This is a genomic window from Mycobacterium sp. OTB74 (assembly GCF_029892685.1).
In the GTDB taxonomy this organism is placed as follows: domain Bacteria; phylum Actinomycetota; class Actinomycetes; order Mycobacteriales; family Mycobacteriaceae; genus Mycobacterium.
The window spans coordinates 43,752-67,489 of record NZ_JARXVD010000025.1 but is presented as its reverse complement, the minus strand read 5'-3'; the positions used below and the strand labels follow the sequence as shown (position 1 = coordinate 67,489).

Annotated in this window: 21 protein-coding genes; 12 read left to right on the top strand and 9 right to left on the bottom strand. The window is 65.4% G+C overall.

From position 1 onward, the window contains the following. Positions 1-4 precede the first annotated feature (4 nt). Positions 5-541, bottom strand: coding sequence for a carboxymuconolactone decarboxylase family protein (locus M2432_RS25105; protein ID WP_280829553.1), 537 nt, complete (start codon positions 539-541; stop codon positions 5-7). Positions 542-656: 115 nt separating this feature from the next. On the opposite strand from M2432_RS25105, the gene M2432_RS25100 reads away from it, so the two are divergent. Beyond that, a complete protein-coding gene (locus M2432_RS25100; protein WP_280829552.1) occupies positions 657-1,253 on the top strand; it encodes an ABATE domain-containing protein in 597 nt (198 codons plus the stop codon). Between the two features lie 5 nt (positions 1,254-1,258). Here M2432_RS25100 and M2432_RS25095 read toward each other — a convergent pair whose 3' ends face one another. The 3 genes from M2432_RS25095 to M2432_RS25085 form a co-directional block, all read right to left on the bottom strand. After that, a complete protein-coding gene (locus M2432_RS25095; protein ID WP_280829551.1) occupies positions 1,259-2,536 on the bottom strand; it encodes a sigma-70 family RNA polymerase sigma factor in 1,278 nt (425 codons plus the stop codon). After that, positions 2,508-2,882 (bottom strand): YciI family protein, encoded by a 375-nt coding sequence (locus M2432_RS25090; RefSeq protein ID WP_280829550.1) that lies wholly within the window; start codon positions 2,880-2,882, stop codon positions 2,508-2,510. The genes M2432_RS25095 and M2432_RS25090 overlap by 29 nt, the downstream gene beginning before the upstream one ends. Before the next feature lie 100 nt (positions 2,883-2,982). Further along, entirely contained in the window at positions 2,983-3,663 is a 681-nt protein-coding gene (locus tag M2432_RS25085; RefSeq protein WP_280829549.1) for a hypothetical protein, read from the bottom strand. A gap of 355 nt (positions 3,664-4,018) precedes the next feature. Here M2432_RS25085 and M2432_RS25080 point away from each other — a divergent pair, with 355 nt between their 5' ends. From M2432_RS25080 to M2432_RS25045, 8 genes are all read left to right on the top strand, one after another. Further along, a complete protein-coding gene (locus M2432_RS25080) occupies positions 4,019-4,153 on the top strand; it encodes a hypothetical protein (RefSeq protein ID WP_280829548.1) in 135 nt (44 codons plus the stop codon). Further along, positions 4,150-4,239, top strand: coding sequence for a potassium-transporting ATPase subunit F (locus tag M2432_RS25075; RefSeq protein ID WP_280829547.1), 90 nt, complete (start codon positions 4,150-4,152; stop codon positions 4,237-4,239). Before M2432_RS25080 ends, M2432_RS25075 begins: the two co-directional genes overlap by 4 nt. Next, positions 4,239-5,909 carry a potassium-transporting ATPase subunit KdpA gene (gene kdpA, locus M2432_RS25070; RefSeq protein WP_280829546.1) on the top strand — a complete coding sequence of 557 codons (1,671 nt, stop codon included), beginning with the start codon at positions 4,239-4,241 and terminating at the stop codon, positions 5,907-5,909. Before M2432_RS25075 ends, kdpA begins: the two co-directional genes overlap by 1 nt. A 1-nt stretch (position 5,910) precedes the next feature. Then, positions 5,911-8,109, top strand: a complete 2,199-nt coding sequence (kdpB, locus tag M2432_RS25065; RefSeq protein ID WP_280829545.1) for a potassium-transporting ATPase subunit KdpB — start codon at positions 5,911-5,913, stop codon at positions 8,107-8,109. 2 nt (positions 8,110-8,111) lie between these two features. Further along, a complete protein-coding gene (locus tag M2432_RS25060; RefSeq protein ID WP_280829544.1) occupies positions 8,112-9,047 on the top strand; it encodes a potassium-transporting ATPase subunit C in 936 nt (311 codons plus the stop codon). A gap of 11 nt (positions 9,048-9,058) precedes the next feature. After that, positions 9,059-11,581: a sensor histidine kinase KdpD gene (locus tag M2432_RS25055; RefSeq protein ID WP_280829543.1), complete on the top strand. Its 2,523-nt coding sequence runs from the start codon at positions 9,059-9,061 to the stop codon at positions 11,579-11,581. Beyond that, entirely contained in the window at positions 11,578-12,258 is a 681-nt protein-coding gene (locus M2432_RS25050; protein ID WP_280829542.1) for a response regulator, read from the top strand. The genes M2432_RS25055 and M2432_RS25050 overlap by 4 nt, the downstream gene beginning before the upstream one ends. A gap of 188 nt (positions 12,259-12,446) precedes the next feature. Continuing rightward, entirely contained in the window at positions 12,447-15,413 is a 2,967-nt protein-coding gene (locus M2432_RS25045) for a beta-eliminating lyase-related protein (protein WP_280829541.1), read from the top strand. A 371-nt stretch (positions 15,414-15,784) separates the two neighbouring features. On the opposite strand, the gene M2432_RS25040 is transcribed toward M2432_RS25045, so the two are convergent. The 5 genes from M2432_RS25040 to M2432_RS25020 form a co-directional block, all read right to left on the bottom strand. Further along, positions 15,785-16,747, bottom strand: a complete 963-nt coding sequence (locus M2432_RS25040; RefSeq protein ID WP_280829540.1) for a Ppx/GppA phosphatase family protein — start codon at positions 16,745-16,747, stop codon at positions 15,785-15,787. Continuing rightward, positions 16,738-17,229 (bottom strand): DUF501 domain-containing protein, encoded by a 492-nt coding sequence (locus M2432_RS25035; RefSeq protein ID WP_280829539.1) that lies wholly within the window; start codon positions 17,227-17,229, stop codon positions 16,738-16,740. The genes M2432_RS25040 and M2432_RS25035 overlap by 10 nt, the downstream gene beginning before the upstream one ends. Further along, the gene (locus tag M2432_RS25030; RefSeq protein WP_280829538.1) at positions 17,222-17,920 is read right to left on the bottom strand and encodes a septum formation initiator family protein; all 699 of its coding nucleotides are present in this window, start codon (positions 17,918-17,920) and stop codon (positions 17,222-17,224) included. The genes M2432_RS25035 and M2432_RS25030 overlap by 8 nt, the downstream gene beginning before the upstream one ends. A gap of 24 nt (positions 17,921-17,944) precedes the next feature. Next, positions 17,945-19,234 (bottom strand): phosphopyruvate hydratase, encoded by a 1,290-nt coding sequence (eno, locus tag M2432_RS25025; RefSeq protein ID WP_280829537.1) that lies wholly within the window; start codon positions 19,232-19,234, stop codon positions 17,945-17,947. Positions 19,235-19,327: 93 nt separating this feature from the next. Continuing rightward, entirely contained in the window at positions 19,328-20,053 is a 726-nt protein-coding gene (locus M2432_RS25020) for a lytic murein transglycosylase (protein WP_280829569.1), read from the bottom strand. Between the two features lie 196 nt (positions 20,054-20,249). Between M2432_RS25020 and efeU the strand changes: the two genes are divergently transcribed. The 3 genes from efeU to efeB are packed head-to-tail and all read left to right on the top strand — an operon-like array spanning position 20,250 to position 23,660. Further along, positions 20,250-21,197, top strand: coding sequence for an iron uptake transporter permease EfeU (gene efeU, locus M2432_RS25015; RefSeq protein ID WP_280829536.1), 948 nt, complete (start codon positions 20,250-20,252; stop codon positions 21,195-21,197). Further along, positions 21,194-22,363, top strand: a complete 1,170-nt coding sequence (gene efeO, locus M2432_RS25010; RefSeq protein ID WP_280829535.1) for an iron uptake system protein EfeO — start codon at positions 21,194-21,196, stop codon at positions 22,361-22,363. The genes efeU and efeO overlap by 4 nt, the downstream gene beginning before the upstream one ends. Continuing rightward, positions 22,344-23,660 (top strand): iron uptake transporter deferrochelatase/peroxidase subunit, encoded by a 1,317-nt coding sequence (gene efeB / locus M2432_RS25005; protein ID WP_280829534.1) that lies wholly within the window; start codon positions 22,344-22,346, stop codon positions 23,658-23,660. Before efeO ends, efeB begins: the two co-directional genes overlap by 20 nt. The last annotated feature ends 78 nt before the right edge of the window (positions 23,661-23,738 follow it).

The following is a 23,738-nucleotide window of genomic DNA, read 5'->3' as shown; positions in this document are numbered from 1 at the left end:
ACGATCACAAAGACACTACGGGCCAGTCGTTTTCGACCTGAGCCAGCACGTTGAAGTAGTTGGTCATGGTGTTCAACGCGACGTTGGCCACGAGTTCGCCGATCTCCTCATCGGAAACCCCGGCGTCGCGGGCGGCCTTCAGCTCGTCATCGTTGACGTCGCCGGCGTTCGCAGCAATCGTGGTCGACAGTTTGAGCAGGGCTTCGGTGTGTACATCCTCGGACTCGGCCCGACGGGCGCGGTCCAATTCCGCCGCATCAATCTTGGCGATGTTCGCACCGGTGAAGGTGTGGGCAGACAAGCAGTACTCGCAACCGTTGAGCTGAGCACTTGCGATGGCCAGGCGCTCGCGCACTGCGGGCTTGAGGGTGCCGCGGGCAACTGCGCCGGACAGCGCCAGGTAGCTCTGCAACAGGGTGGGGCTATTGGCCATCACCTTGGTCATGTTGGGGGTCTTGCCCATCGACTTCTTCACTTGCACAAGCAGTTCGGCTGCTTTGCCGGTGGCAGTGTCCAGGTCAATGGGAGCGAAGTTGGTCATCGGAAGTCCTTTCCTTGCCGATCTGCATAACGGATCGGATTGCCATGTTCCGTTAGAAGTAGTAGCACGATCTTCTAACGGATGTAACGCTATGCATCCGTGATAACATTCCAATGTGACGGTAAGTACACCCACGTGGCTGCTGCCGGACGAGCCAGCTCCGGTACGGCTGATGAACACCATCTGGGCCGATACCCGCAGCGTCCACGACAACCTGACAGACGCGACCTTGCTGCGCGACTGGCTGGCCGACGTCACCGAGCACGACGCCGCCGAACTGGGCGTTCCGAGCCAGGACGAGTTGGACGATGCGCTGGCACTCCGCGACAGCCTTCGCAGGCTGGCCGCCCATTGCACCGCCGACGAACGGCCGGCTGCGCAGTCCCCGGTCGGCGACGTGACCCAAGCGGTCGACGTGGTTAATGCCCTGGTCGCCGACCGTCCCCGCACTCAACTCGCGGTCCGCGACGGCGTGTTGAGCGTCGTCGAGGCACCGCTGGCCTCTCCAATCCGAAGTGCCCTCGCCGACCTCGGCTACCGCGCCATCGACCTACTCACCGGCCCAGCGGCCATCAACCTGCGTGCCTGCCACGCACCCCACTGCGTGCTCTATTTCGTCAAGTCACACCCGCGCCGCGAATGGTGTTCAGAAGCCTGTGGCAACCGTGTCCGCGCAGCTCGACACTATGAGCGCACCCGCAAACAGCGGTGACCACGTCACGCATCGGCACGACGGAGTAACAACGAACGTTCCGCCTCGTTGTCGGTGAGCTCAGCGGCGCGCGCGAAGGACGCGGCCGCGTCACTGTCTCTTCCCAAGCGCGCCAACAGATCTCCGCGTACTGCAAGCGGCAGCGGCGAGCCGGGCAGCGGGTTGGGACCAAGCGCATCGAGGATGGCCAGCCCGGCTTCAGGGCTGTGGGCGCGCCCATGCGCCACCGCCCGGTTGACCTCGATCACCGGTCCCGGCGCTACCCGCGCAAGCACGTCGTAAAGATCTGCGATCCGACGCCAATCGGTGTCCTCGGCTCGGGCCGCACGCGCATGGCACGCAGCAATGGCGGCCTGCAGAAAATACGTGCCGACGGGCGCACCCGCGGCGGCGAGAATCTCTGCGCGCGTGAGCATCTGAAGCCCGCGGCGCCGCAACAGTTGATCCCAGCGGGCCCGGTCTTGATCGTCCAACAACACCGGTGCACCATCGCGATCAACTCGAGCGGGAATTCGCGACGCCTGAAGTTCCAGGAGCGCCTGCAATCCCAACACATCTGGGATGTCGGACACCATCGCGGCCACCATGCGAGCCAACCGAACAGCTTCGAAGCAGAGGTCAGGGCGAGTCCAGTCATGGCCTGAGGTGGCGACGTAACCCTCGTTGAACGTCAGATAGATCGCGGCCAGAACATCGTCGACACGTTCGAGGCGCTGCGCCCCGACCGGCATGTCCAGGGCGTCCTTCTCCAAGCCCGCGAGGCTCTTCTTCGCCCGGCTGATCCGTTGGCCCATAGTCGATTCCGGCACCAGAAAGGCGCGCGCTATCTCTGCGGTACTCAGCCCTGACACCAAGCGGAGCGTCAGCGCTGCTCGTGACGCCGGCGCCAGCATCGGATGGCAGGTCAGAAACATCAGTCGCAGCACGTCATCCTCGATGAAGTCCACGTGCGCATCCAGATCGGGCACCTCGACCTCCTCAAGTGTGCGACCCAGCGCCTCAGTCTTTTGGCGCAAGGTCTCGGCACGTCGGATGTGGTCGATCGCGCGTCGTTTAGCCGCGGTCATCAGCCACGCGGCGGGATTCGCGGGTATGCCCCGTGCAGGCCATTCCTCCAAGGCCGCCACGAGTGCGTCCTGCACAACGTCCTCGGCAAGTTCGACTTCACGCGTCATGCGGGCAAGTGCCGCCACCAGGCGTGCTGATTCTGCACGCCAAGCGGCGGTCACTGCCTCGGCTGTCGGCACCGGGAAATCAGGCGCCTGGTTGGTGGTCGGGTCCACCTTCGATCAGATGCACCTCGACCCGGCCTTCCCAGGACGGCCAGTGCTGCCGATGAATCTCGGCCATCTGCCTAGCGCCTTCGACCGCCTCAGCGTGATCGCGGTACTCCAGAATCGCGTAGCCGCCGATGATCTCCTTGGCCTCCGTGAACGGTCCGTCCGTGGTACTCACCTGCCCGGACCGGACCTGGTAGCCGACTCGGTTCTCGCCCTGCCCTAGGCCGCCGCCGTCGAGAAAAATGCCGTCAGCAGCGTTCTTGGCCATGTGGGCGTCCATCGCGTCCATCAGTTCCTGCGGCGGCGGACCCTGGTTGGGATTCATGATGACCATGCCCATGTAACGCATCGCGGTGACCTTTCGTCGTGTGTGTCAATCCTTCACACACACGTCGAACGGCGGTAGCCGATTTCGACATCGGCCCGGAAAAAGTTCCGACGACGCCCAATCAGGTGGTGAGCGTGCTACCGCACAGCGTCACCTGTGGGCGCGGCAGCCGGTACCTGATACACCCCTCGGTCACCGCGTCATCGACCTCGTCGACGACGTCCGATGACAGCTGCCAACCCGAAATTCCAAGGTGGCCAATGATAATGCCGGTTTCCTTACGCAGATCGGCCGATTCGCCCATAAGCGCGTCAACCGCGTGGGCGTACCCACAGTCGCCGCAGCTCGCATCCAACCCGGCAAGCCGCAATCCCCGGCACCCATCGAGTACCGCCGCATCGCTACCCGACTGGAGCCAAACATTGTGCGGTCTACGCCCGCGCACGCACGACACCGTCTCGGCCTGATATGCCGAGGAAACCACCAGCCGTCCGACGTCCAGGCTTGCCGCCCAAACCATTTCGTTGGAACTCAGATCGTCACAGTGCACGCCGATGTGCTTCGGCGACACGCCGGCCGTCAGCACCCCGTCCAACTCACCGCCGCTGCGCACATTGACCCACATGCCCTGGTCAACCACCCGTCGAGCAATATCCGTACTCCGCAAAGCGGCTGCGGGACAGGCGATCTGCACTGCCGGCCGGACGCGCACCGCGGGCCAGGGTGGCCGGACCACCTGGGTCGGGCGCTGCCGCACCCGCACACCAGCCAGCACCGAACCCAACGTCGCAGACATCACCATGACAACCTCCTGCTGTCAGCTTTACGCCGCGTCCAAGCGATCGCACCGCAGTCCTGCCAACCCTTTAACGCCGCAGCCGGCAAAACTAACGGCTTCTTTACGTCGCACCACCGGAAGGTTTCCCGGGCGTAAAGATGAGCACCGCACGCACCACCCGTAGCCCGACAAGAACGCACTTGTGGTACTTGACCTGCATAAATACGATTGCAAGCGGGCCGACGCGCGCCCGTCGACCGAGGCAAATAGGACCCAGATCACACCCGGCGCAAGGACTCCATAAATGAAACCACTGCGCCCATAAGGAAAGCGTCAAGATCATCGGCAGGCGCCCTCCAGCGAGCGTTTACTTCGGCACGTGGGTGCTGCCGAAACGCGGCTGAGGACCCGCCCGAAACGGAGCCAAAACATGTCTGTCGCGATTTACATCGTGCTGACCGTCGCGCTATTCGCGATGCTCGGCCTGATTCAAAAGGCGGTGGAGAAGCTGTGAACTACGCCAACATCGTCGGACTGGTGCTGTGCCTGCTGACGGCACTGTTCCTGGTCGCCGCACTACTGTTCCCGGAGCGCTTCTAGTGGACGGCACCATCGCAGGAATCGTCTTCCTGATCGCCCTTATCGTCGCCCTGGCCGCGGTGCACGTACCGCTGGGCGACTACATGTATCGCGTATACACGTCCGCGAAGCATTCACGCGTTGAGCGTCTGGTCTACAAGGCCATCGGTGCCGACCCCGACTCCGAACAGAACTGGGGCTCGTACGCCCGTAGCGTGCTCGCGTTCTCGGCGATCTCACTGCTGGGCCTGTTCACGCTGCAGCTGATGCAGGACAAACTGCCGCTGCATCTGAACAATCCGACCACCCCCATGACCGCGGACCTGGCGTGGAATACCGCCGTCAGCTTCGTCACCAACACCAACTGGCAGGCCTACTCGGGCGAGACCACCATGGGCCACCTCGTGCAGATGACCGGCCTGACCGTACAGAACTTCGTCTCGGCCGCGGTCGGCATGGCCGTGGCAGTGGCGCTGGTACGCGGGTTCGCCCGTCGGCACGCCAGCGAACTGGGCAACTTCTGGGTCGACCTGGTGCGCGGCACCGTCCGAATCCTGTTGCCGCTCGCGGCGATTGCCGCGCTCATCCTGATCGCCGGCGGCGCCATCGAGAACTTCCACCTCCACGATCAGATCGCCAACACGTTGGCCGGCGCACAACAGACCATCACCGGCGGCCCAGTCGCCAGCCAGGAGGCCATCAAGGAACTGGGCACCAACGGTGGCGGGTTCTACAACGCCAACTCAGCGCACCCGTTCGAGAACCCCACTGCCTGGACCAACTGGGTGGAAATCTTTCTGCTGCTGGTGATTTCATTCTCGATGCCGCGCACCTTCGGCCGGATGGTCGACAGCCGCAAGCAGGGCTACGCGATCGTCGCGGTGATGGCCACGCTAGCCATCATCAGCTGCAGCTTCATGATGCTGTTCCAGGTCCAGCACCACGGCACCGTCCCGAACGCCATCGGCTCGGCGATGGAAGGTGTCGAACAACGCTTCGGCGTGCCAGATTCGGCCGTGTTCGCCGATGCGACGACGCTGACCTCCACCGGTGCGGTCGACTCGTTCCACGATTCGTACGCGTCCCTGGGCGGCATGATGACGATGTTCAACATGCAGCTCGGTGAGGTCGCTCCCGGTGGCACTGGGTCGGGCCTGTACGGCATGTTGATCCTCGCGGTCATCACGGTCTTCGTCGCCGGCCTGATGGTCGGACGCACACCTGAATATCTGGGCAAGAAGATCAACCCGCGCGAGATCAAGCTGGCGGCAAGCTATTTCCTGGTTACTCCGCTGATCGTGCTGACCGGCACGGCAGTGGCAATGGCGCTGCCCGGCGAACGCGCCGCGATGCTCAACGTCGGCCCGCACGGCCTGTCCGAGGTGCTGTACGCCTTCACTTCGGCGGCCAACAACAACGGCTCGGCGTTCGCGGGTATCTCAGTAAACACAGTTTGGTACAACACCGCTTTGGGCCTGGCCATGCTGATCGGCCGCTTCCTGCCGATGATGCTGGTACTGGCCCTGGCCGGTTCACTGGCCAAGCAGGGCACCACTCCCCCATCGCTGGGCACGCTGCCAACCCACCGTCCGCAGTTCGTCGGCATGGTTGCCGGCGTGACGCTGATCCTGGTCGCTTTGACCTTCCTGCCGGCGCTGGCGCTCGGCCCCCTTGCTGAAGGAATTCACTGATATGGCAACGCAATCCGCAACATTGGGTATAGCAGACCCGGAACACCCCGCCCCGACCAAACAGGCCCAGGGTAAGGGCCGCGTCCAGGGCGGCCTGCTGGACCCGAAGATGCTGTGGAAGTCCACACCTGACGCCCTGCGCAAGCTGGACCCGCGCACCCTGTGGCGCAACCCGGTGATGTTCATCGTCGAGGTCGGCGCCGTCTGGTCGACCGTTCTGGCGGTGCTCAACTCCAGCTGGTTCGCCTGGCTGATCGTGTTCTGGCTCTGGCTGACAGTCATTTTCGCCAACCTGGCCGAGGCCGTCGCCGAGGGTCGCGGCAAGGCACAGGCCGCCAGCCTGCGAAAGACCAAGTCCGACACCATGGCCCGCAAGCTGGTCGGGTGGGCACCCGGACGGGCCGGCACAGAGGAAGAAGTTGCCGCACCGCTGCTGCAGCAGGGCGACATCGTCGTGGTCGAAGCCGGACAGGTCATCCCCGGTGACGGCGACGTGGTGGAAGGCATTGCGTCGGTTGACGAATCGGCCATCACCGGCGAGTCGGCCCCGGTCATCCGGGAATCCGGCGGCGACCGGTCAGCAGTCACCGGCGGCACCACAGTGTTGTCCGACCGGATAGTCGTCCAGATCACCCAGAAGCCGGGCGAGAGCTTCGTCGACCGGATGATCGCCCTGGTCGAGGGTGCCAACCGGCAGAAGACGCCCAACGAAATCGCGCTGAACATCCTGCTGGCTGCGCTGACCATCATCTTCGTGTTCGCCGTTGCGACGTTGCAGCCGCTGGCCATCTACTCCAAGGCCAACAACCCCGGGGTGCCCGACACCCAGGCCTTGGACAGCTTCGGCGTCACCGGCATCGTGATGGTCTCGCTGCTGGTCTGTCTGATCCCGACGACGATCGGCGCGCTGCTGTCGGCGATCGGTATCGCCGGCATGGACCGCCTGGTGCAACGCAATGTGCTGGCCATGTCCGGCCGTGCCGTCGAGGCCGCCGGTGACGTCAACACCCTGCTGCTGGACAAGACCGGCACCATCACCCTGGGCAATCGGCAGGCGTCGAATTTCATCCCGGTGCCCGGTGTCACCGCCGACGAACTCGCCGACGCAGCCCAACTCTCGAGTTTGGCCGACGAGACCCCGGAGGGCCGCTCGATCGTGGTGTACGCCAAGACGGCCTACGGCTTGCGTGCCCGTACCCCAGGCGAACTGACCGGTACCACCTGGGTCGAGTTCACCGCCATGACCCGCATGTCCGGCGTCGATCTGCACGACGGCCCGGCGCTGCGCAAGGGAGCGGCCAATTCGGTGGCGGAGTGGATCCGCTCCAACGGCGGCAAGGTACCGACTGAACTGGGCGAGATCGTCGACGGCATCTCCGCGGCCGGCGGCACTCCGCTGGTGGTCGGCCGGATCAGCCACGGTGGGGCCTCAGGCGCGAGCGAAGCGACGGGACATGCAGAAGTGCTGGGCGTGATTCACCTCAAGGACGTCGTCAAGCAGGGCATGCGCGAACGGTTCGACGAGATGCGCAAGATGGGCATCCGGACCGTCATGATCACCGGCGACAACCCGTTGACCGCCAAGGCAATTGCTGATGAGGCCGGGGTTGACGATTTCCTGGCCGAGGCCACGCCGGAAGACAAGCTGGCGCTGATCAAGAAGGAGCAGGCCGGCGGCAAGCTGGTCGCGATGACCGGGGACGGCACCAACGACGCCCCCGCCCTGGCCCAGGCCGACGTCGGTGTCGCGATGAACACCGGTACCTCCGCGGCCAAAGAGGCCGGCAACATGGTCGACCTGGACTCGGACCCGACCAAGCTGATCGAGATCGTGGAGATCGGCAAGCAGCTCTTGATCACCCGCGGCGCATTGACCACGTTCTCCATCGCCAACGACATCGCGAAGTACTTCGCGATCATCCCGGCGATGTTCGTGGCCCTGTTCCCGGGCCTGGACCTGCTGAACATCATGCGGCTGCACAGCCCGCAGTCGGCGATCCTGTCCGCGGTCATCTTCAACGCGCTGGTCATCGTCGCGTTGATCCCGCTGTCGCTGCGCGGTGTCCGGTACACCCCCAGCAGTGCGTCAAAGCTGTTGAGCCGCAACCTGTATGTCTATGGCCTGGGTGGCATTGTCGCCCCGTTCATCGGCATCAAGCTCATTGACCTCATCATCCAGTTCGTCCCGGGGATGTCCTAATCATGAATATTGGCAACCTGATTCGCCTTCATTGGGCAGCGCTGCGTGCACTGCTGGTCCTGACCGTCATCACCGGCCTGGCCTATCCCGCGGTCATCTGGGGCATCGCCCAGATCCCGGGGCTCAAGGACAAGGCCGACGGCTCGATCGTCACCGCCAACGGCAAGATCGTCGGCAGTGCGCTGATCGGCCAGCTGTTCACCGACGCCAAAGGCAATGTGCTGCCGCAGTATTTCCAGAGCCGGCCGTCCAACGCGGGCACCAACGGGTATGACCCGACCGCCAGCGGCGCCAGCAACCTGGGCCCGGAGAGCATTGTCGACACGCCCGGCGACCCGGCGCAGATCACGGCCGGTAAGTCGGCCAGCGATGCCGGATTCAAGCCCAGCCTGCTGACGCAGGTGTGCACCCGCAGCTACGGTGTCGCCGACACCGAGGGCCTGGACCACACCGCCGGCGCTCGGCCGTTCTGCACCGCCGACGGTGTGGGTGCGGTGCTGTCGGTGATCGGTCCGCGTAACGCCGCCGGCAACGTCACCGACCCCGCCCGGGTGGTCAGCGTGAACCAGCCGTGCGACACCACCAAGGCCCCGTTCGCGGCGACCTACGAAGGTGTGCGCGTCGAATGCGCCAAGTACGGCGAGGATTACAGCGCCGGGCAGATCGTCGCGATCCGCGGCTCGGCCCCCGCCGACCCGCACGTGCCGGCCGACGCTGTCGCCGCCAGCGGCAGTGGTCTGGACCCCGATATCTCGGCGCACTACGCCGACCTGCAGGTGGCTCGTGTAGCCAAGGCGCGGCACATCACCACTGATCAGGTCAAGACGCTGCTACAGGACAACACCACCGGACGCACCCTGGGCTTCATGGGTGAGCCCCGGGTCAACGTCTTGCAGCTGAACCTGGCTTTGGATCAGAAATATCCAGTCAAGCACTGACCTGACGGACAATGAGAGCCATGGGAACGCCAGACAAGCGGGGCGAACTACGCATCTACCTGGGCGCTGCCCCGGGCGTGGGAAAAACCTTTGCGATGCTCGGCGAGGCCCACCGCCGACTCGAACGCGGCACCGACGTGGTCGCTGCCGTGGTCGAGACGCACGGCCGCAAGAAGACGGCCGAGGCATTGGCCGGTATCGAAGTCATCCCGCCGCGGTTCATCGATTACCGCGGCGGGACCTTCGCCGAACTCGACGTTCCCGCGGTGCTGGAACGTAACCCCGAGGTGGTGCTGGTCGACGAGCTGGCACACACCAACACCCCCGGCTCCAAAAACGCCAAGCGCTGGCAGGACGTCGAGGAACTGCTGAACGCCGGCATCACGGTGATCTCCACGGTGAACGTCCAGCACCTGGAAAGCCTCAACGACGTCGTCGCCCAGATCACCGGCATCGAACAGCAGGAGACCGTCCCGGACTCGGTGGTGCGCAGCGCATCCCAGATCGAACTGGTGGACATTACCCCGGAAGCGTTGCGCCGCAGGCTTTCCCACGGCAACGTCTACGCACCCGAGCGGGTCGACGCGGCGCTGTCCAATTACTTCCGGCAGGGCAACCTGACCGCGCTGCGCGAGCTGGCGTTGCTGTGGCTGGCCGACCAGGTCGATGCCGCACTGGCCAAATACCGTGCCGAACACAAGATTTCGGATACCTGGGAGGCCCGCGAGCGCGTCGTGGTGGCCGTTACCGGCGGCCCGGAATCGGAAACCCTGGTGCGCCGGGCGTCGCGCATCGCATCCAAGTCCAGTGCCGAGCTGATGGTGGTACACGTCGTCCGCGGCGACGGGCTGACCGGGGTGTCCGCGCCCCAGATGGGCAAGGTCCGCGAACTGACGGCCAGCCTCGAGGCCACCCTGCACACCGTCGTCGGCGATGACGTGCCCACGGCGCTACTGGATTTCGCCCGCGAGATGAACGCCACCCAGCTGGTGTTGGGCACCTCGCGACGCTCCCGCTGGGCCCGGCTGTTCGACGAGGGCATCGGCGCCAAGACGGTGCAGCACTCCGGCAAGATCGACGTGCACATGGTGACCCATGAGCAGGCCAAGGCGGGCTGGTCCTGGTCCACCGCGACCCGCGGGCAACGGCACCTGGCTTCGTGGCTGGCCGCCATCATCGTGCCGTTCGCCATCACCGCCATCACCGCAGTCCTGCTAGACCCGTTCCTGCATGTGGGTGGCGAGAGCGCGGTGTTCTTCATCGGCGTGCTGATCGTCGCGCTGCTCGGCGGTGTGGCGCCCGCCGCGCTGTCCGCTGTGCTCTCCGGGCTGCTGCTGAACTACTTCTTCGTCGAGCCACGCTACAGCTTCACCATCGCCGACCCGGACAGCGCGCTGACCATCGTGGTGCTGCTGGCCGTCGCAGTGGCGGTCGCCGCGCTTGTCGACGGCGCCGCCAAACGCGCCCGCGAGGCCCGGCACGCCTCGCAGGAGGCCGAGTTGCTGGCGCTGTTCGCCGGCAGCGTGCTGCGCGGGGCCGACCTGACCACCCTGCTGGAACGCGTGCGGGAGACGTACGCGCAGCGTGCGGTCAGCCTGCTACACGAGGGCGAGGGCATCGTCGCGTGCGTAGGTAAAGACCCGTGCGTGACCGTCGATGCCGCCGACACCGCGATCGAGGTCACCGACGACGACTACTGGCTGCTGATGGCCGGCCGCAAGACCGAGGCCCGGGACCGACGAGTGCTGGGCGCCGTTGCACGACAAGCCGCCGGCCTTGTGCGCCAACGTGAATTGACCGAGGAGGCCGGGCGCGCCGAGGCCATCGCCAAGGCCGACGAGCTACGCCGCCAACTGCTGAGCGCGGTCAGCCACGACCTGCGCACCCCGCTGGCCGCAGCCAAGGCCGCGGTATCCAGTCTGCGCAGCGAAGACGTCGGCTTCTCCCCCGAGGACACCGCCGAACTGCTGGCCACCATTGAGGAATCGGTGGACCAGCTCACGGCACTGGTGGGCAACCTGCTGGACTCCTCGCGGCTGGCCGCCGGGGTGGTCAAGCCCGAGCTGCACACGGTGTACCTGGAAGAGGTGGTACAGCGTGCACTGCTCGGAATCAGCCGGGGCGCAACCGGTTACGAGCATCGCTGGCCGGACCGGGTCAAGTCCGAAGTAGACGACGCGGTGGCACTGGCCGACGCTGGGCTACTGGAACGGGTACTGGTGAACCTGATCGACAACGCGCTGCGCTACGCGCCCGACAGCGTGGTGCGCGTCAATGCCGGCAACGTCGGAGACCGGGTACTGATCACCATCGTCGACGAGGGCCCCGGCATCCCACGCGGCACGGAAGAGAAGCTGTTCGCGCCGTTCCAGCGACTCGGCGATCACGACAACACAACCGGTGTGGGACTTGGCCTTTCGGTCGCCCGCGGCTTCGTCGAAGCCATGGGCGGCACCATCTCGGCCACCGACACCCCCGGCGGCGGACTGACCATCGTGGTCGATTTGGCCGCCCCGGCGAAGGAGAGGCCATGACCCGGGTCCTGGTCATCGATGACGAACCCCAGATCCTGCGCGCTTTGCGCATCAACCTGTCGGTCCGCGGATACGACGTCGCGGTGGCGGCCACCGGAGCCGACGCGTTACGGATGGCCGCCGAGCACAAGCCCGACGTGGTGATCCTGGATCTGGGCCTGCCCGATATGTCCGGCATCGACGTGCTGGCCGGCCTGCGGGGCTGGCTGACCGCGCCGGTGATCGTGCTGTCCGCGCGTACCGATTCGATGGACAAGGTCGAGGCTCTGGATGCCGGGGCGGACGACTACGTCACCAAGCCGTTTGGCATGGACGAGTTCCTGGCCCGGTTGCGGGCGGCGGTGCGACGCGGTGCAGCCGCCTCCGAGACCGACGAGCCGGTGATCGAAACATCCTCATTCACAGTCGATTTGGCCGCCAAGAAGGTCACCCGCAGCGGCGAAGAGGTGCACCTGACGCCCACCGAGTGGGGCATGCTGGAAATGCTGGTGCGCAACCGCGGCAAGTTGGTGGGCCGCGAAGAACTGCTCAAAGAGGTATGGGGCCCGGCCTATGCCAAAGAGACCCACTATCTGCGGGTGTACTTGGCCCAGCTGCGCCGCAAGCTGGAGGCCGACCCGTCGCGCCCCAAGCACCTGCTGACCGAGACCGGCATGGGCTACCGCTTCCAGGAGTAGCGCCCTCCCCGCCCACCCGCACAAACGAGCCGCAAAGTGCGAGTAAGAGCAGCCAGAACGTGCATCTCGGCGCGCCGGTGACGAGCAAGCACAGATGTTCGCCAGTTGTTCGACTGACACCCGCTGTCGACGGTGGAACGCTGGACTTCGATGCCTTCCCACCGAAAGCACCTGCGAAAGGGCTGGAAATGGTAGAGAACTCGCGCGCGTACAACAGCGTCTGGCAACTCCGGGGCGACTCCTGGTGCCGACTCGAGGAGGCCGCCGACCGGCTGACCCGGACCACCACCACGGGCGACCTCAAGGAGCGGTACATCGGCATCTGCCGAGAGTTGCTGGCCACGCTCACCCCGCTGGAGCCCTATTGGGCATATCCGGGTTCGCCGCAGTTCGCCAAGGTGCAGCGGCTGTTCAGCGCCGGCAGCTACGACAAGTTCGCGAAAGCGGTAGCCCGGATCAATCGGGCGCTGACCACCGAGTCGTACCGCACCGGCGATATCGACACCGCGGGCATGGACGACACCGACATGTTCCCCACCGACCCGCGCACACTGGAGCAGCAGCCGGTCACCCGCAAGGAGCAGCTGTACTTCGAGGTGCTGATCGTCGAGAAGATGACCGAGGCCCAGGAGCAGGCGTTGCGCGCCGAAGTCCGCAGCTGGCGCCGACCTGACGACGAATTCGTTTACGAGCTGGTGGTGGTCGCCAGCGGCGACGAGGCGTTGATCGCCGCCCGCCTCAACGTCAACCTGCAGTCGGTGGTGATCCGGCGACGGTTCAGCCACCAGTCTGAGCGGGACCTGTCGTCGCTGGCGCAGTTCGTCGACACCAAGGTGTCCGCCGATTTGGAGGACCACAAGTCGCCGGACGAGCGGGCCCAGATCCTGGCCAAGTCGCTGGAAGAGCTGCGACCCGAACTGGACTTGTACCTCATGACCGAAATCGAGGTCGAGGACATCGCGGGCCGACTGGGTCCGCATTTCCGCCGGGTGTTCCATGCCCGCGAGGGCGTGCTGGAACTGCACCTGTCGATCCTGCAGGGCGTCGCAGAGCGTTACCGCACACCGTTTTTCAGCGCGCTCAAGCAATACAGCCACCGTCCCACCGGGGTATTCCACGCGCTGCCGATCAGCCAGGGCAAGTCAATTGTCAACTCGCACTGGATCAAAGACATGGTCAGCTTCTACGGGCTGGACGTCTTCATGGCCGAGACCTCGGCGACCTGCGGCGGACTGGACTCACTGCTGGAACCGACCGGGCCGCTGCGCGAGGCCCAGCAATTGGCCGCCGAGGCGTACGGGTCCCGGCACACCTACTTCGTCACCAACGGCACGTCGACGGCCAACAAGATCGTCACCCAGTCGCTGGTGGCGCCCGGCGACATCGTGCTGCTGGACCGCAACTGCCACCAGTCACACCACTACGGGATGATGATGGCCGGGGCCAACGTCATCTATCTGGAGGCATACCCGCTACCGGACTACACCATGTACGGCGCGGTCCCGCTGCGGGAGATCAAGTCAAAGCTGTTGGCGCTCAAGGCCGCCGGTAAGCTGGACCGGGTCAAGATGATCTCGCTGACCAACTGCACCTTCGACGGCATCGTGTACGACACCGAGCGGGTGATGGAGGAATGCCTGGCCATCAAGCCGGATCTGGTGTTCCTCTGGGACGAAGCCTGGTTCGCGTTCGCCCGGTTCCACCCGGTGTACCGGCACCGCACCGCCATGGCGACGGCCCGTCGGTTGCGCGAGAAGCTGGCCGACCCGGAATACATCGCCGCGTACGAGAAGCAACTCAAGGCCGATACCGAAAACCCGCCCACTGAAGAGGAATTGCTGAGTCGTCGGCTGACGCCGGACCCTGCGAAGGCACGGGTTCGGGTATACGCGTCACAGTCGACGCACAAGACACTGACCTCGCTGCGCCAGGGTTCGATGATCCACGTCTTCGACCAGGACTTCGAGCAGAAGGTCTCTGAGGCCTTCCACGAGGCATACATGGCGCACACGTCGACCTCGCCCAACTACCAGATTCTGGCGTCGCTGGACCTGGGGCGGCGCCAGGTCGCGCTGGAAGGTGTGGAACTGGTACAGCGCCAGATCGAGAACGCGATGCAACTGCGCGACGCCATCGACAACCACCCGCTGCTCAGCAAATACATGCGATGCCTGCGCACCTCGGACCTGATCCCCGACCAGTACCGCGTCAGCCACATCGCACAACCGCTGCGCTCCGGCCTACGGAACATGATGACCGCCTGGGACAACGACGAATTCGTGCTGGACCCGTCGCGCATCACGTTGTCGATCGGGCGCACCGGCTACGACGGCGACACCTTTAAACGCGAACAGTTGATGGACCGGCACGGCGTGCAGATCAACAAGACGTCGCGAAACACCGTGTTGTTCATGACCAATATCGGCACCACCCGCAGTTCGGTGGCCTTCCTGGTCGAGGTGCTGGTGAAGATCGCCGGCGAGCTCGACGAGGCGGTCTCGGAGATGGGTCTGGGCGAGCGCGGCCGGTTCGAGCAGAACGTACGACGGCTGACCACCAGCTCCGCGTCGCTACCGAACTTCAGCGGCTTCCACCCCGTGTTCAGAGACATTTCCAGCGATGGAACCGATACTCCCGAAGGTGACGTCCGCCGCGCCTTCTACCTGTCCTACACCGACACCAACTGCGAATACCTTTCTACCGAAGAGGTTTTCGAGAAGATGGACAACGGGGTGGACGTGGTGTCGGCGACGTTCGTGACGCCCTACCCGCCGGGCTTCCCGGTGCTGGTACCCGGCCAGGTGTTCAGCCGGGAGATCCTGACGTTCCTGCGCGATCTGGACACTCCCGAAATCCATGGCTACAACCCTGATTTCGGCTACCGGGTGTACACCGAAAAGGCAATCGAGATGTGCGCTCCAGTCGTGACCGGCTTTTCGCCGATTCGGACAAATGGGCCGGAAAGTGCAAGCGAAAGCGGCCGGAACGTCGATCTGGGCGCGCAAGGGGTGCTGAACGCGCCGGGAACGGTAGGCACGGCGGGCGCAGTCGGCGCATCCAAGGCACGCGTCAAGAAGGACACCGGGGGTAAGCCGGCCGACGCCTCAGGCCAGGGCCGGCTCGGGCCCGCTGGTGGCCAAATCGTCGAACCGTGATGTCTGACGGCACCATCGCGCTGCGAGCGGTCAACTTATGTTGACATGGTCAATAAAAGTTGACAGCTGCGGATCGAGAACACCGTCCGACAGGCCCCCGGTCTGCTCGGTTAAGTCCAGTCCCGCATACGGTTCCCAACAAGTGGCGGTCGAACTATCGTGAAATGGTCATATAGAGATAGGCCCGACCTACCAGAGGTGAACACGATGAATAGCCAGCCCGGCTGTACCTGCCGTTGCCACGCATGCCAGAACGGTCACCACTGCAACAACCGCCCCAACTGCGGCGGATAGCACCACCAGACTGCACCAGGCCACGGCTCATGGCGGCGTCCCCGGATATCGCCACGGGCCGTGTGCTGGTGAATCCCTCAGACGATCGACAGCGCGATTCCGTCCAGGATGTCGTGCTCGCTGACCACCAGCTCAGAAATCCCGGCTCGTTGTCCCAGTTCGCGAGCCAATTCTTCGACCACGATGGCGCCGCCACCGATCACGTCGACTCGCCCCTCATGCATCGGGCCCAGCGCCGCACGCTTGCTTCGGGGCATCGCGATCAGGTCCTCGCACACCGTCAGCAATGACGGAAAATTCGTGTGGGACAGGTGAATTGCGTCCGAGTCATAGTCCGGCATGCCCGCCGCCAACGCCGCCAAGGTGGTGAAGGTGCCCGCCACCCCCACCCAGGTGTGGGCCCGCTCGACCGGCACCGCTTCAAGTGCCTGCGCCAACCGCTCCCGGACAAATTCGCGGGCCGCGGCCACCTGATCGGCGGTAGGCGGATCCGAATGCAGGCAGCGCTCGGTGATCCGGACACAGCCGATGTCCGCCGAGTAACTCGCCACCACCGTGTCGACGTCCGCGCCGGCACCACCGAGCACCACCTCGGTAGAGCCGCCACCGAGATCGACCACTACGAACGGCCCTGCGGCACTGCTTAATTCGCCGACCGCACCGCGAAAAGACAGCGCGGCCTCCTCGGTTCCGGTGATCACCTCGGCCACCGCGCCGGGCATCACGGTGCCCAGCAGCCGTGCGGTCATGGCGAAAAACTCGTCACGGTTGCCGGCATCGCGGGCCGCGGAGGTGGCCACCATCCGCACCTTCGACACATCGTGGGCCCGCATCAACGCAGCGTAATCGACCAGTGCCGCCTCGGTGCGAGCCAGCGCGGTCGGCGCGAACATCCCTGTGGCATCGACGCCTTCACCCAGTCGGACGATGCGCATCTCGCGGTGCACATCCCCTAGGTGACCACCGTGAACATCAGCGATCAGTAACCGGATGGAGTTCGTCCCGCAATCGACAGCAGCGACGCGACTCGTCACACCCACACCTTCGGATCCAGAATTCCGGCCATCGCCGGCTCGACCGCCAACAAGGCCAGCGCTTCGTCACCAAAAGGGTTGACGCCCGGGCCTTTTGCCAACGAGTGCGCCATCACGACGTGCAGGCACTTGACCCGGTCCGGCATGCCGCCGCCCGAGAAGGTGGTGCCCAACGGTTCGATGGCGTCTCGCTCAGCCAGAAACGATTCATGCGCGCGGCGGTAGGCCGCAGCCAATTCCGGGTCGGCTTCCAACCGCTCGGTCATCTCCCGCATCAACCCGGAGGATTCCAACCGGCTGGCGGCCGCGGTCAACACCGGATGCGTCAGGTAGTACAGGGTGGGAAACGGTGTGCCGTCAGGCAATCGGGGCGTTGTCTTTACGACGCCGGGCTCGCGGTTGGGGCAGCGATACGCGATCTCCAGGACACCCCGCGGCTCGCGTCCGAGTTGGGCCGCGACGGCATCCAGATCAGCTTGGTCAACCACCAGGGGGCACCTCAGGTGACGGAGCGGGCGCCGGCACATCGGTCGGGGCCATGTCGGTCGGTGGTGTACCAACCGCCGGCGCAGGCGAAACACCGTGTGGCTCATCGGCAATGGTGTGCCACAGGGACGTGTACCAGGGCTGGTTGCTCTTCGCAGTGGGAGGCGGTGCGGGGGCCGGCGGCGGTGTCAGCGCCCCGGCGGGCAGTTGCACCTGATAGGGAATGTCCCCCGGCATCACGAAGCCCAACCGCTCGCGGGCTTGCGCGGCGACGTACACCGGGTCCGCCAGCTTCACTTTCTGCTGCTCCAAATTCGATATCTGCGAACGCAATTGAGACTCAGCCGAGGACAACTGCTGCATCTCGGTGCGTTGCGCGAAGTAGGTTCGCACCGGGCCGGCGATGGTCAGCGTCAACACGCATACCACGACAGCCAGGATCACCGCCCGGCGCGCCGCCGACCCCAGTCGCTGCTCGGATTGGTACTCGACCGATTCCGTGTAGGCCTGCCGGATCGGTTCAGTGACCGGTACCGGCAGGTTGTCCGGGGTACGACGCGGCTCGGCCGCGTGTTCCTTGGGCCGGTTACCCGCAGCCTTCTTGGCGCCCGCCGCGGTACCGGCGCGCCCCCGCTTGGCCTCGCCGGGTTTGGCGGGCCGGGATGCGGGGGTGCGCCGCTTCGGATCGGGCATGTCGAAAGGTCAGAACCCGCGAAACTACTTGGATTCCACCGCAAAACGCGGGAAGGCCAGGTCGCCGGCGTAGCGCGCGGCGTCGCCCAGGGCCTCCTCGATGCGCAGCAGCTGGTTGTACTTGGCGACGCGCTCGCTGCGGGCCGGGGCACCGGTCTTGATCTGGCCGCAGCTGCAGGCCACAGCCAGATCAGCAATGGTGGTGTCCTCGGTCTCGCCACTGCGGTGGCTCATCATCGACTTGTAACCTGCGTTGTGCGCCAGCGCGACGGCGTCCAAAGTCTCGGTCAGCGTGCCGATCTGGTTGACCTTGACCAGCAGCGCGTTGGCCGCGCCACGCTCGATGCCGTCTTCCAGCCGCTCCGGGTTGGTGACGAACAGGTCGTCGCCGACGAGCTGCACGCGGTCACCGATGGCGGTGGTCAGCGCCACCCAGCCGTCCCAGTCGTCCTCAGACAGCGGGTCCTCGATGGACACCAGCGGGTAGGCGTCCAGCAGCGAGGCGTAGAACTCGGCCATCTGCTCGGCGGTGTGGGTCTGCTTCTCGAATGCGTAACCCGTTCCCTCCGTGTAGAACTCGGTGGCGGCCACATCCAGGGCCAGGGCCACGTCGCTGCCCAGCTTCAAGCCGGTCGCGTCGATGGCGGTGCTGATCAGATCGAGCGCGGCCTTGGTGCCGGCCACGTCCGGGGCGAAACCGCCCTCGTCACCCAGACCGGTGGCCAGGCCCTGCTTCTTGAGCACGCTCTTGAGCGAGTGGTAGACCTCGGCACCCCAGCGGAGCGATTCCTTGAAGGTGGGGGCACCGATCGGGGCGACCATGAACTCCTGGACGTCGACGCCGGTGTCCGCATGTGCGCCACCGTTGAGGATGTTCATCATCGGCACCGGCAGGATGTGCGCGTTGGGTCCGCCGATGTAGCGGAACAGCGGCAGGCCGGCCGAGTCGGCAGCGGCCTTGGCCACGGCCAGCGACACGCCGAGGATGGCGTTGGCGCCCAGGCGCGACTTGTCCGGAGTGCCATCCAGATCGAGCAGTGCCTGGTCGATGAGCCGCTGGTCGTCAGCGGCCTGGCCGATCACCGCGGGGGCGATCTCGTCGAGCACCGCCTCAACGGCCTTCTCCACACCCTTGCCGCCGTAACGGGTGCCGCCGTCGCGCAGCTCCACGGCCTCGTGCTCACCGGTGGAGGCGCCGGAAGGTACCGCAGCGCGGGCGAACGTTCCGTCCGTCAGCGCAATCTCGACCTCGACCGTCGGATTGCCCCGGGAATCGAGAATCTCGCGGGCTCCGACCTGTTCGATGATGGGCACTAGTGTCTCCCTTGCGTCACGTGCTCCTGCGGACGCCCATCAGCCTAAACGGTGCCGCCCGCCTTCGGCCTTGGGACGTCCGCGCGTGGCTTCTTATCGCTGGTGACCATTGGCGTATGCAGTCGCCCAGTCCCGGACGGCGCGCGCGTAGTCGTCGGACAGGTTGTAGGCGTGCAGCGCGTCCATCCAGCCGTGCGGGGTGGACAGGTCCTTACCGCGGTAACAGAGGTAGCCCGCCGCCGACAGCGCTGCGTCATCGATGTTGTCCGGGCTGGCGAAGCCGTTGTTATCGGCGTCGACCCCGTACAGCTTCCAGGTGTCGGGGATGAACTGCATGGGTCCCATGGCCCGGTCGACGGCGCCGTCGCTGTCCATCTCGCCGGCGTCGGAATCCGGAATCCGCATGTTGTTCATGGTTCCGTCGAGCGGCACTCCGCGAATCGGCGGCGTCACATCACCATTGGGCTGGATCTTGGCGCCCCGGTAGGTGCCGTGGTGGCTCTCGATCATCCCGATGCCGGCCAACGTGGTCCACGCGATGTGACACTTGGGGTTCTCGACCTCTGCGACTCGCGCTGCATAGCCGTACGCCTCCAACGCGCGCGGCGGAATGTTCAGCGGCGGCGCCAGTTGCTCGGCCCAGCCGCGGAGCTGGTCGGCGGGACGTCCCTTGATATGGGTGTCGATCTTGGGCACCGGCGGACCCGCCGGTGGCGGGACGCCACGGAGATAGCCGGGCTGAAACGAGCAGCTAGAAGCCATGAGTAGAGCCGTACCGGCGATCACGGCGAGCACCCGCAGCCAACGCACTCGCACCACCCAGACTCCCTCAGCACCGTAGTTCCCGACCGACATGTTCTCCGGCAATCGTCGCATGCCCGAACCGATCCACGTCGACAGCGACGCCTTCCTGGCACAGACCTGCACAGCCTCTGGACCCCCACTGTTAAGGTGGGCTTACCTTGCTTTGGCAAGGCAACCCTGTGTGGGAAACCGACCTACCTAAGGACCGCGGATGAGCACAACCTTCGAGGTGCCGTTGTCGCTGGTCGCCGCAGGACCCAGTGTCACCTCACAGCTGTTCGGCAGTTTGCTGATCGGCCTGCGAGAAGGACTCGAGACTGCGATCGTCGCCACGATTCTTATCGCATTCCTGGTGAAATCCGACCGCCGCGACGCCCTCAAGTGGGTGTGGCTCGGGGTGGGCGGTGCCATCGCGATGACCATCGGTGTGTTCATGACCATCCAATTCAGTGAGAACACCATCTCCGGCCTGGCCGCCGAGGCCATCGCCGGCGTCGCGTCGCTGGTGGCGGTGGCCATCGTGACCACCATGGTGTTGTGGATGAAGAAGGTCGCGGCGTCCATGTCCGGTGAGCTGCGCGGCGATATGGCCCGCGCGCTGCAGACCGGCGGTTGGGCCGTCGCCAGCCTGGCTTTCCTGGCTGTCGGTCGTGAGGGCGTCGAGACGGCGCTGTTCATGGTCGGCTATGCCGAAGCCGAGACCGCATGGCCGCTGACCGGGCTGCTGATCGGCGTCCTGATCGCCTGCGTCATCGCCTACGGGATGTATGCCGGCGCCGTGCGGATCAACCTGGCCAAGTTCTTCAAGTACACCGGGGTGTTCCTGGTCGTGGTCGCGGCCGGCATCCTGTCTTACGGAATTGGCGGGCTGCAGACCGTCGGCTGGCTGCCCGGCTTGGGCGCCAAGGCCTTTGATCTCACGGGCGCGCTCGACTGGTCGTCCTGGTACGGCCAGGTCATCGAAGGCGTCTTCAATGTCACCCCGACCCCGACCGTGCTTCAGTTCACGGCTTGGTCGGTATATCTGCTGGTGGTGCTGACGCTGTTCCTGCGCCCCATCCCCCGCACCGCGCCCGCCGCTGCATCCGCCGCGCCGGCCGTATCCCCCGAGTCAGAGGTCGCCGAAGGCGAACCCGCCCAGGAAAGGTCCACCACGTGAGTCTTGTTGTGCTGAACGCCAAAGCAGGCCAGGCCGCTGCCGCGGCGCTGCTTGCCGGCGTAGCCGGAGTTTCGATCTCGGCGTGCACCCCGAAACAATCCGACGCCGGCAAGCAGTCCCCCGGCGACATCACGGTGGCCGCCTCGGACACCGAGTGCAAGCTGTCCAAGACCGAAACCGGCACCGGCCCCAGCACATTCGTGATCACCAACAACGGCACCAAGGTCACCGAGTTCTACGTCTACGGCGCCGGTGACCGGGTGATGGGTGAGATCGAGAACATCTCTCCCGGCCTGCAGCGCAAGCTGATCGTGCAGCTCGCCGAGCCCGGTGGCTACACCACTGCGTGCAAGCCCGGCATGGTCGGTGACGGCATCCGCGGGAACTTCAACGTCACCGGCAACGCCGTCCAGGTCGACACCCAAGGCAAGTTCAAGGAAGCCGCGGACAGCTACAAGAACTACGTCACCAACCAGACCACTGAGCTGATCACCGCCAGTGAGGCATTCGTTGCCGCCATCAAGAAGGGTGACGTCGCCGGCGCCAAGGACCTGTACCCCAAGGCCCGCACCTACTACGAGCGCATCGAACCCGTGGCCGAGTCGTTCCCCAACGACCTCGACCCGAGGCTCGACCTGCGCGAGGCGGACCTGCGCCCCGGCGACAAGTGGACCGGCTTTCACCGATTGGAGAAGGAACTGTGGGTCAGCGGCCTGCAGCCGGACACCAATGCGGTCGCCGACCAGCTGATGGCTGACGTCAAGGAGCTGGACGCCGGCGTCAAGGACCCCAAGTGGACCATCGACTCGACCAAGATCGCCGGTGGCGCGCAGGGCCTGCTCGATGAGATCGCCAAGAGCAAGATCACCGGCGAAGAGGACACTTTCAGCCACACGGACCTGTGGGACTTCCAGGCCAACATCGACGGGTCCCGCACCGCAGTGGGTTCGGTCCGCCCGATCCTCGATGAGCGCGACGCGGCGCTGGGCAAGCGCGTCGATGCCGCATTCGCCACTGTCCAGGGGCTGCTTGACAAGTACCGTGCGGGCGACGGCTTCATCACCTACGACAAGGTCACTGAGCCACAGCGACAAGAACTTTCGCGTGCCATCGACGCGCTGAGCGCCGAAGTCAGCCAGGTGCAGGGTGTCATCGCCAAGCAGTGAGGCCCGGGCCACGACCCCGGAAGACGAGCCCCGCAAGGCCGGGTTCTCCCGCCGTAAGCTGTTCGGCGCGGCCGGCGTGACTGCCGCAGTGGTCGGCGCGGCGACTGCGGGGACCCTGGCGGGCCGGTCGTCGGCCGCCGCCGTCGACAACGGCCTGCACCAACCGGTTCCGTTCCGCGGGGCCCACCAGGCCGGCATCGTCACTGCCGCGCAGGACCGCATGCACTTCGCCACCTTTGACGTCACGACCGACCGGCGCGAAGACGTGGTGGCCATGCTGAAGGAGTGGACCAAGATGGCCGAGCGGATGACGCTCGGCCAGGAAGCTGTGCCGGGTGGCGCAATCGGCCAGAACGAGTACGCGCCGCCGTCGGATACCGGTGAGGCACTGGGTCTTTCGCCCTCGGCATTGACGCTCACCATCGGTTTCGGACCGGGGTTCTTCCGTAAGGACGGCAAGGACCGGTTCGGCATCGATGCCCTGCGACCGCCCCACTTGGCGGACCTGCCCAAGTTCCGTAAGGAGAAACTGGACCCGGCGCGCTGTGGCGGCGACATCGTGGTGCAGGCCTGCGCCAACGACCCGCAGGTCGCGGTTCATGCGATCCGTAACCTGGCCCGAGTCGGCTTCGGCACCGTCGCGGTTCGGTACTCCCAGCTCGGGTTCGGGCGTACCTCCTCGACGACCCGCAATCAGGCCACACCGCGAAACCTGTTCGGGTTCAAGGACGGTACCAACAACCTCAAGGCCGAGGACACCTCCGCGATCGACCAGCATGTATGGGTCGGCCACGGCGATGGCCCAGACTGGATGACGGGCGGCAGCTACCTGATCAGCCGGCGCATCCGGATGCTTATCGAATCCTGGGACCGCACAACGCTTATCGAGCAGGAGCGGGTCATCGGTCGGCAGAAGGGCACTGGCGCACCCAACGGGTACAGCGACGAGTTCACCCCGCTGGACTTCGACAGCAAGGGCGCCGACGGGGCGCCGATGATCGACGTCGACGCACACGTGCGACTGGCCGCGCCGGAGCACAACAACGGGGCACAGATCCTGCGCCGCGGGTACAACTTCACCGATGGCTCAGACGGTTTCGGCCACCTGGACGCCGGGTTGTTCTTCATCGCCTACGTGCGAAACCCCGAAACGTCGTTCATCCCGATGCAGACGCAACTGTCGATGCAGGATGCACTGAACGAGTACATCACCCACACCGGCAGCGGCATCTTCGCGTGCCCGCCCGGTGTGCGCGAAGGCTCGTCGGACTTCTGGGGTTCGACCCTCTTCAGCTGAGTTCCTTCGCGCTCCCTTGCGCCCAAACGGACATTTGGGCCGGAAAGCGCCAGTGCGGGTGGCCTTTTCGTCAATTTC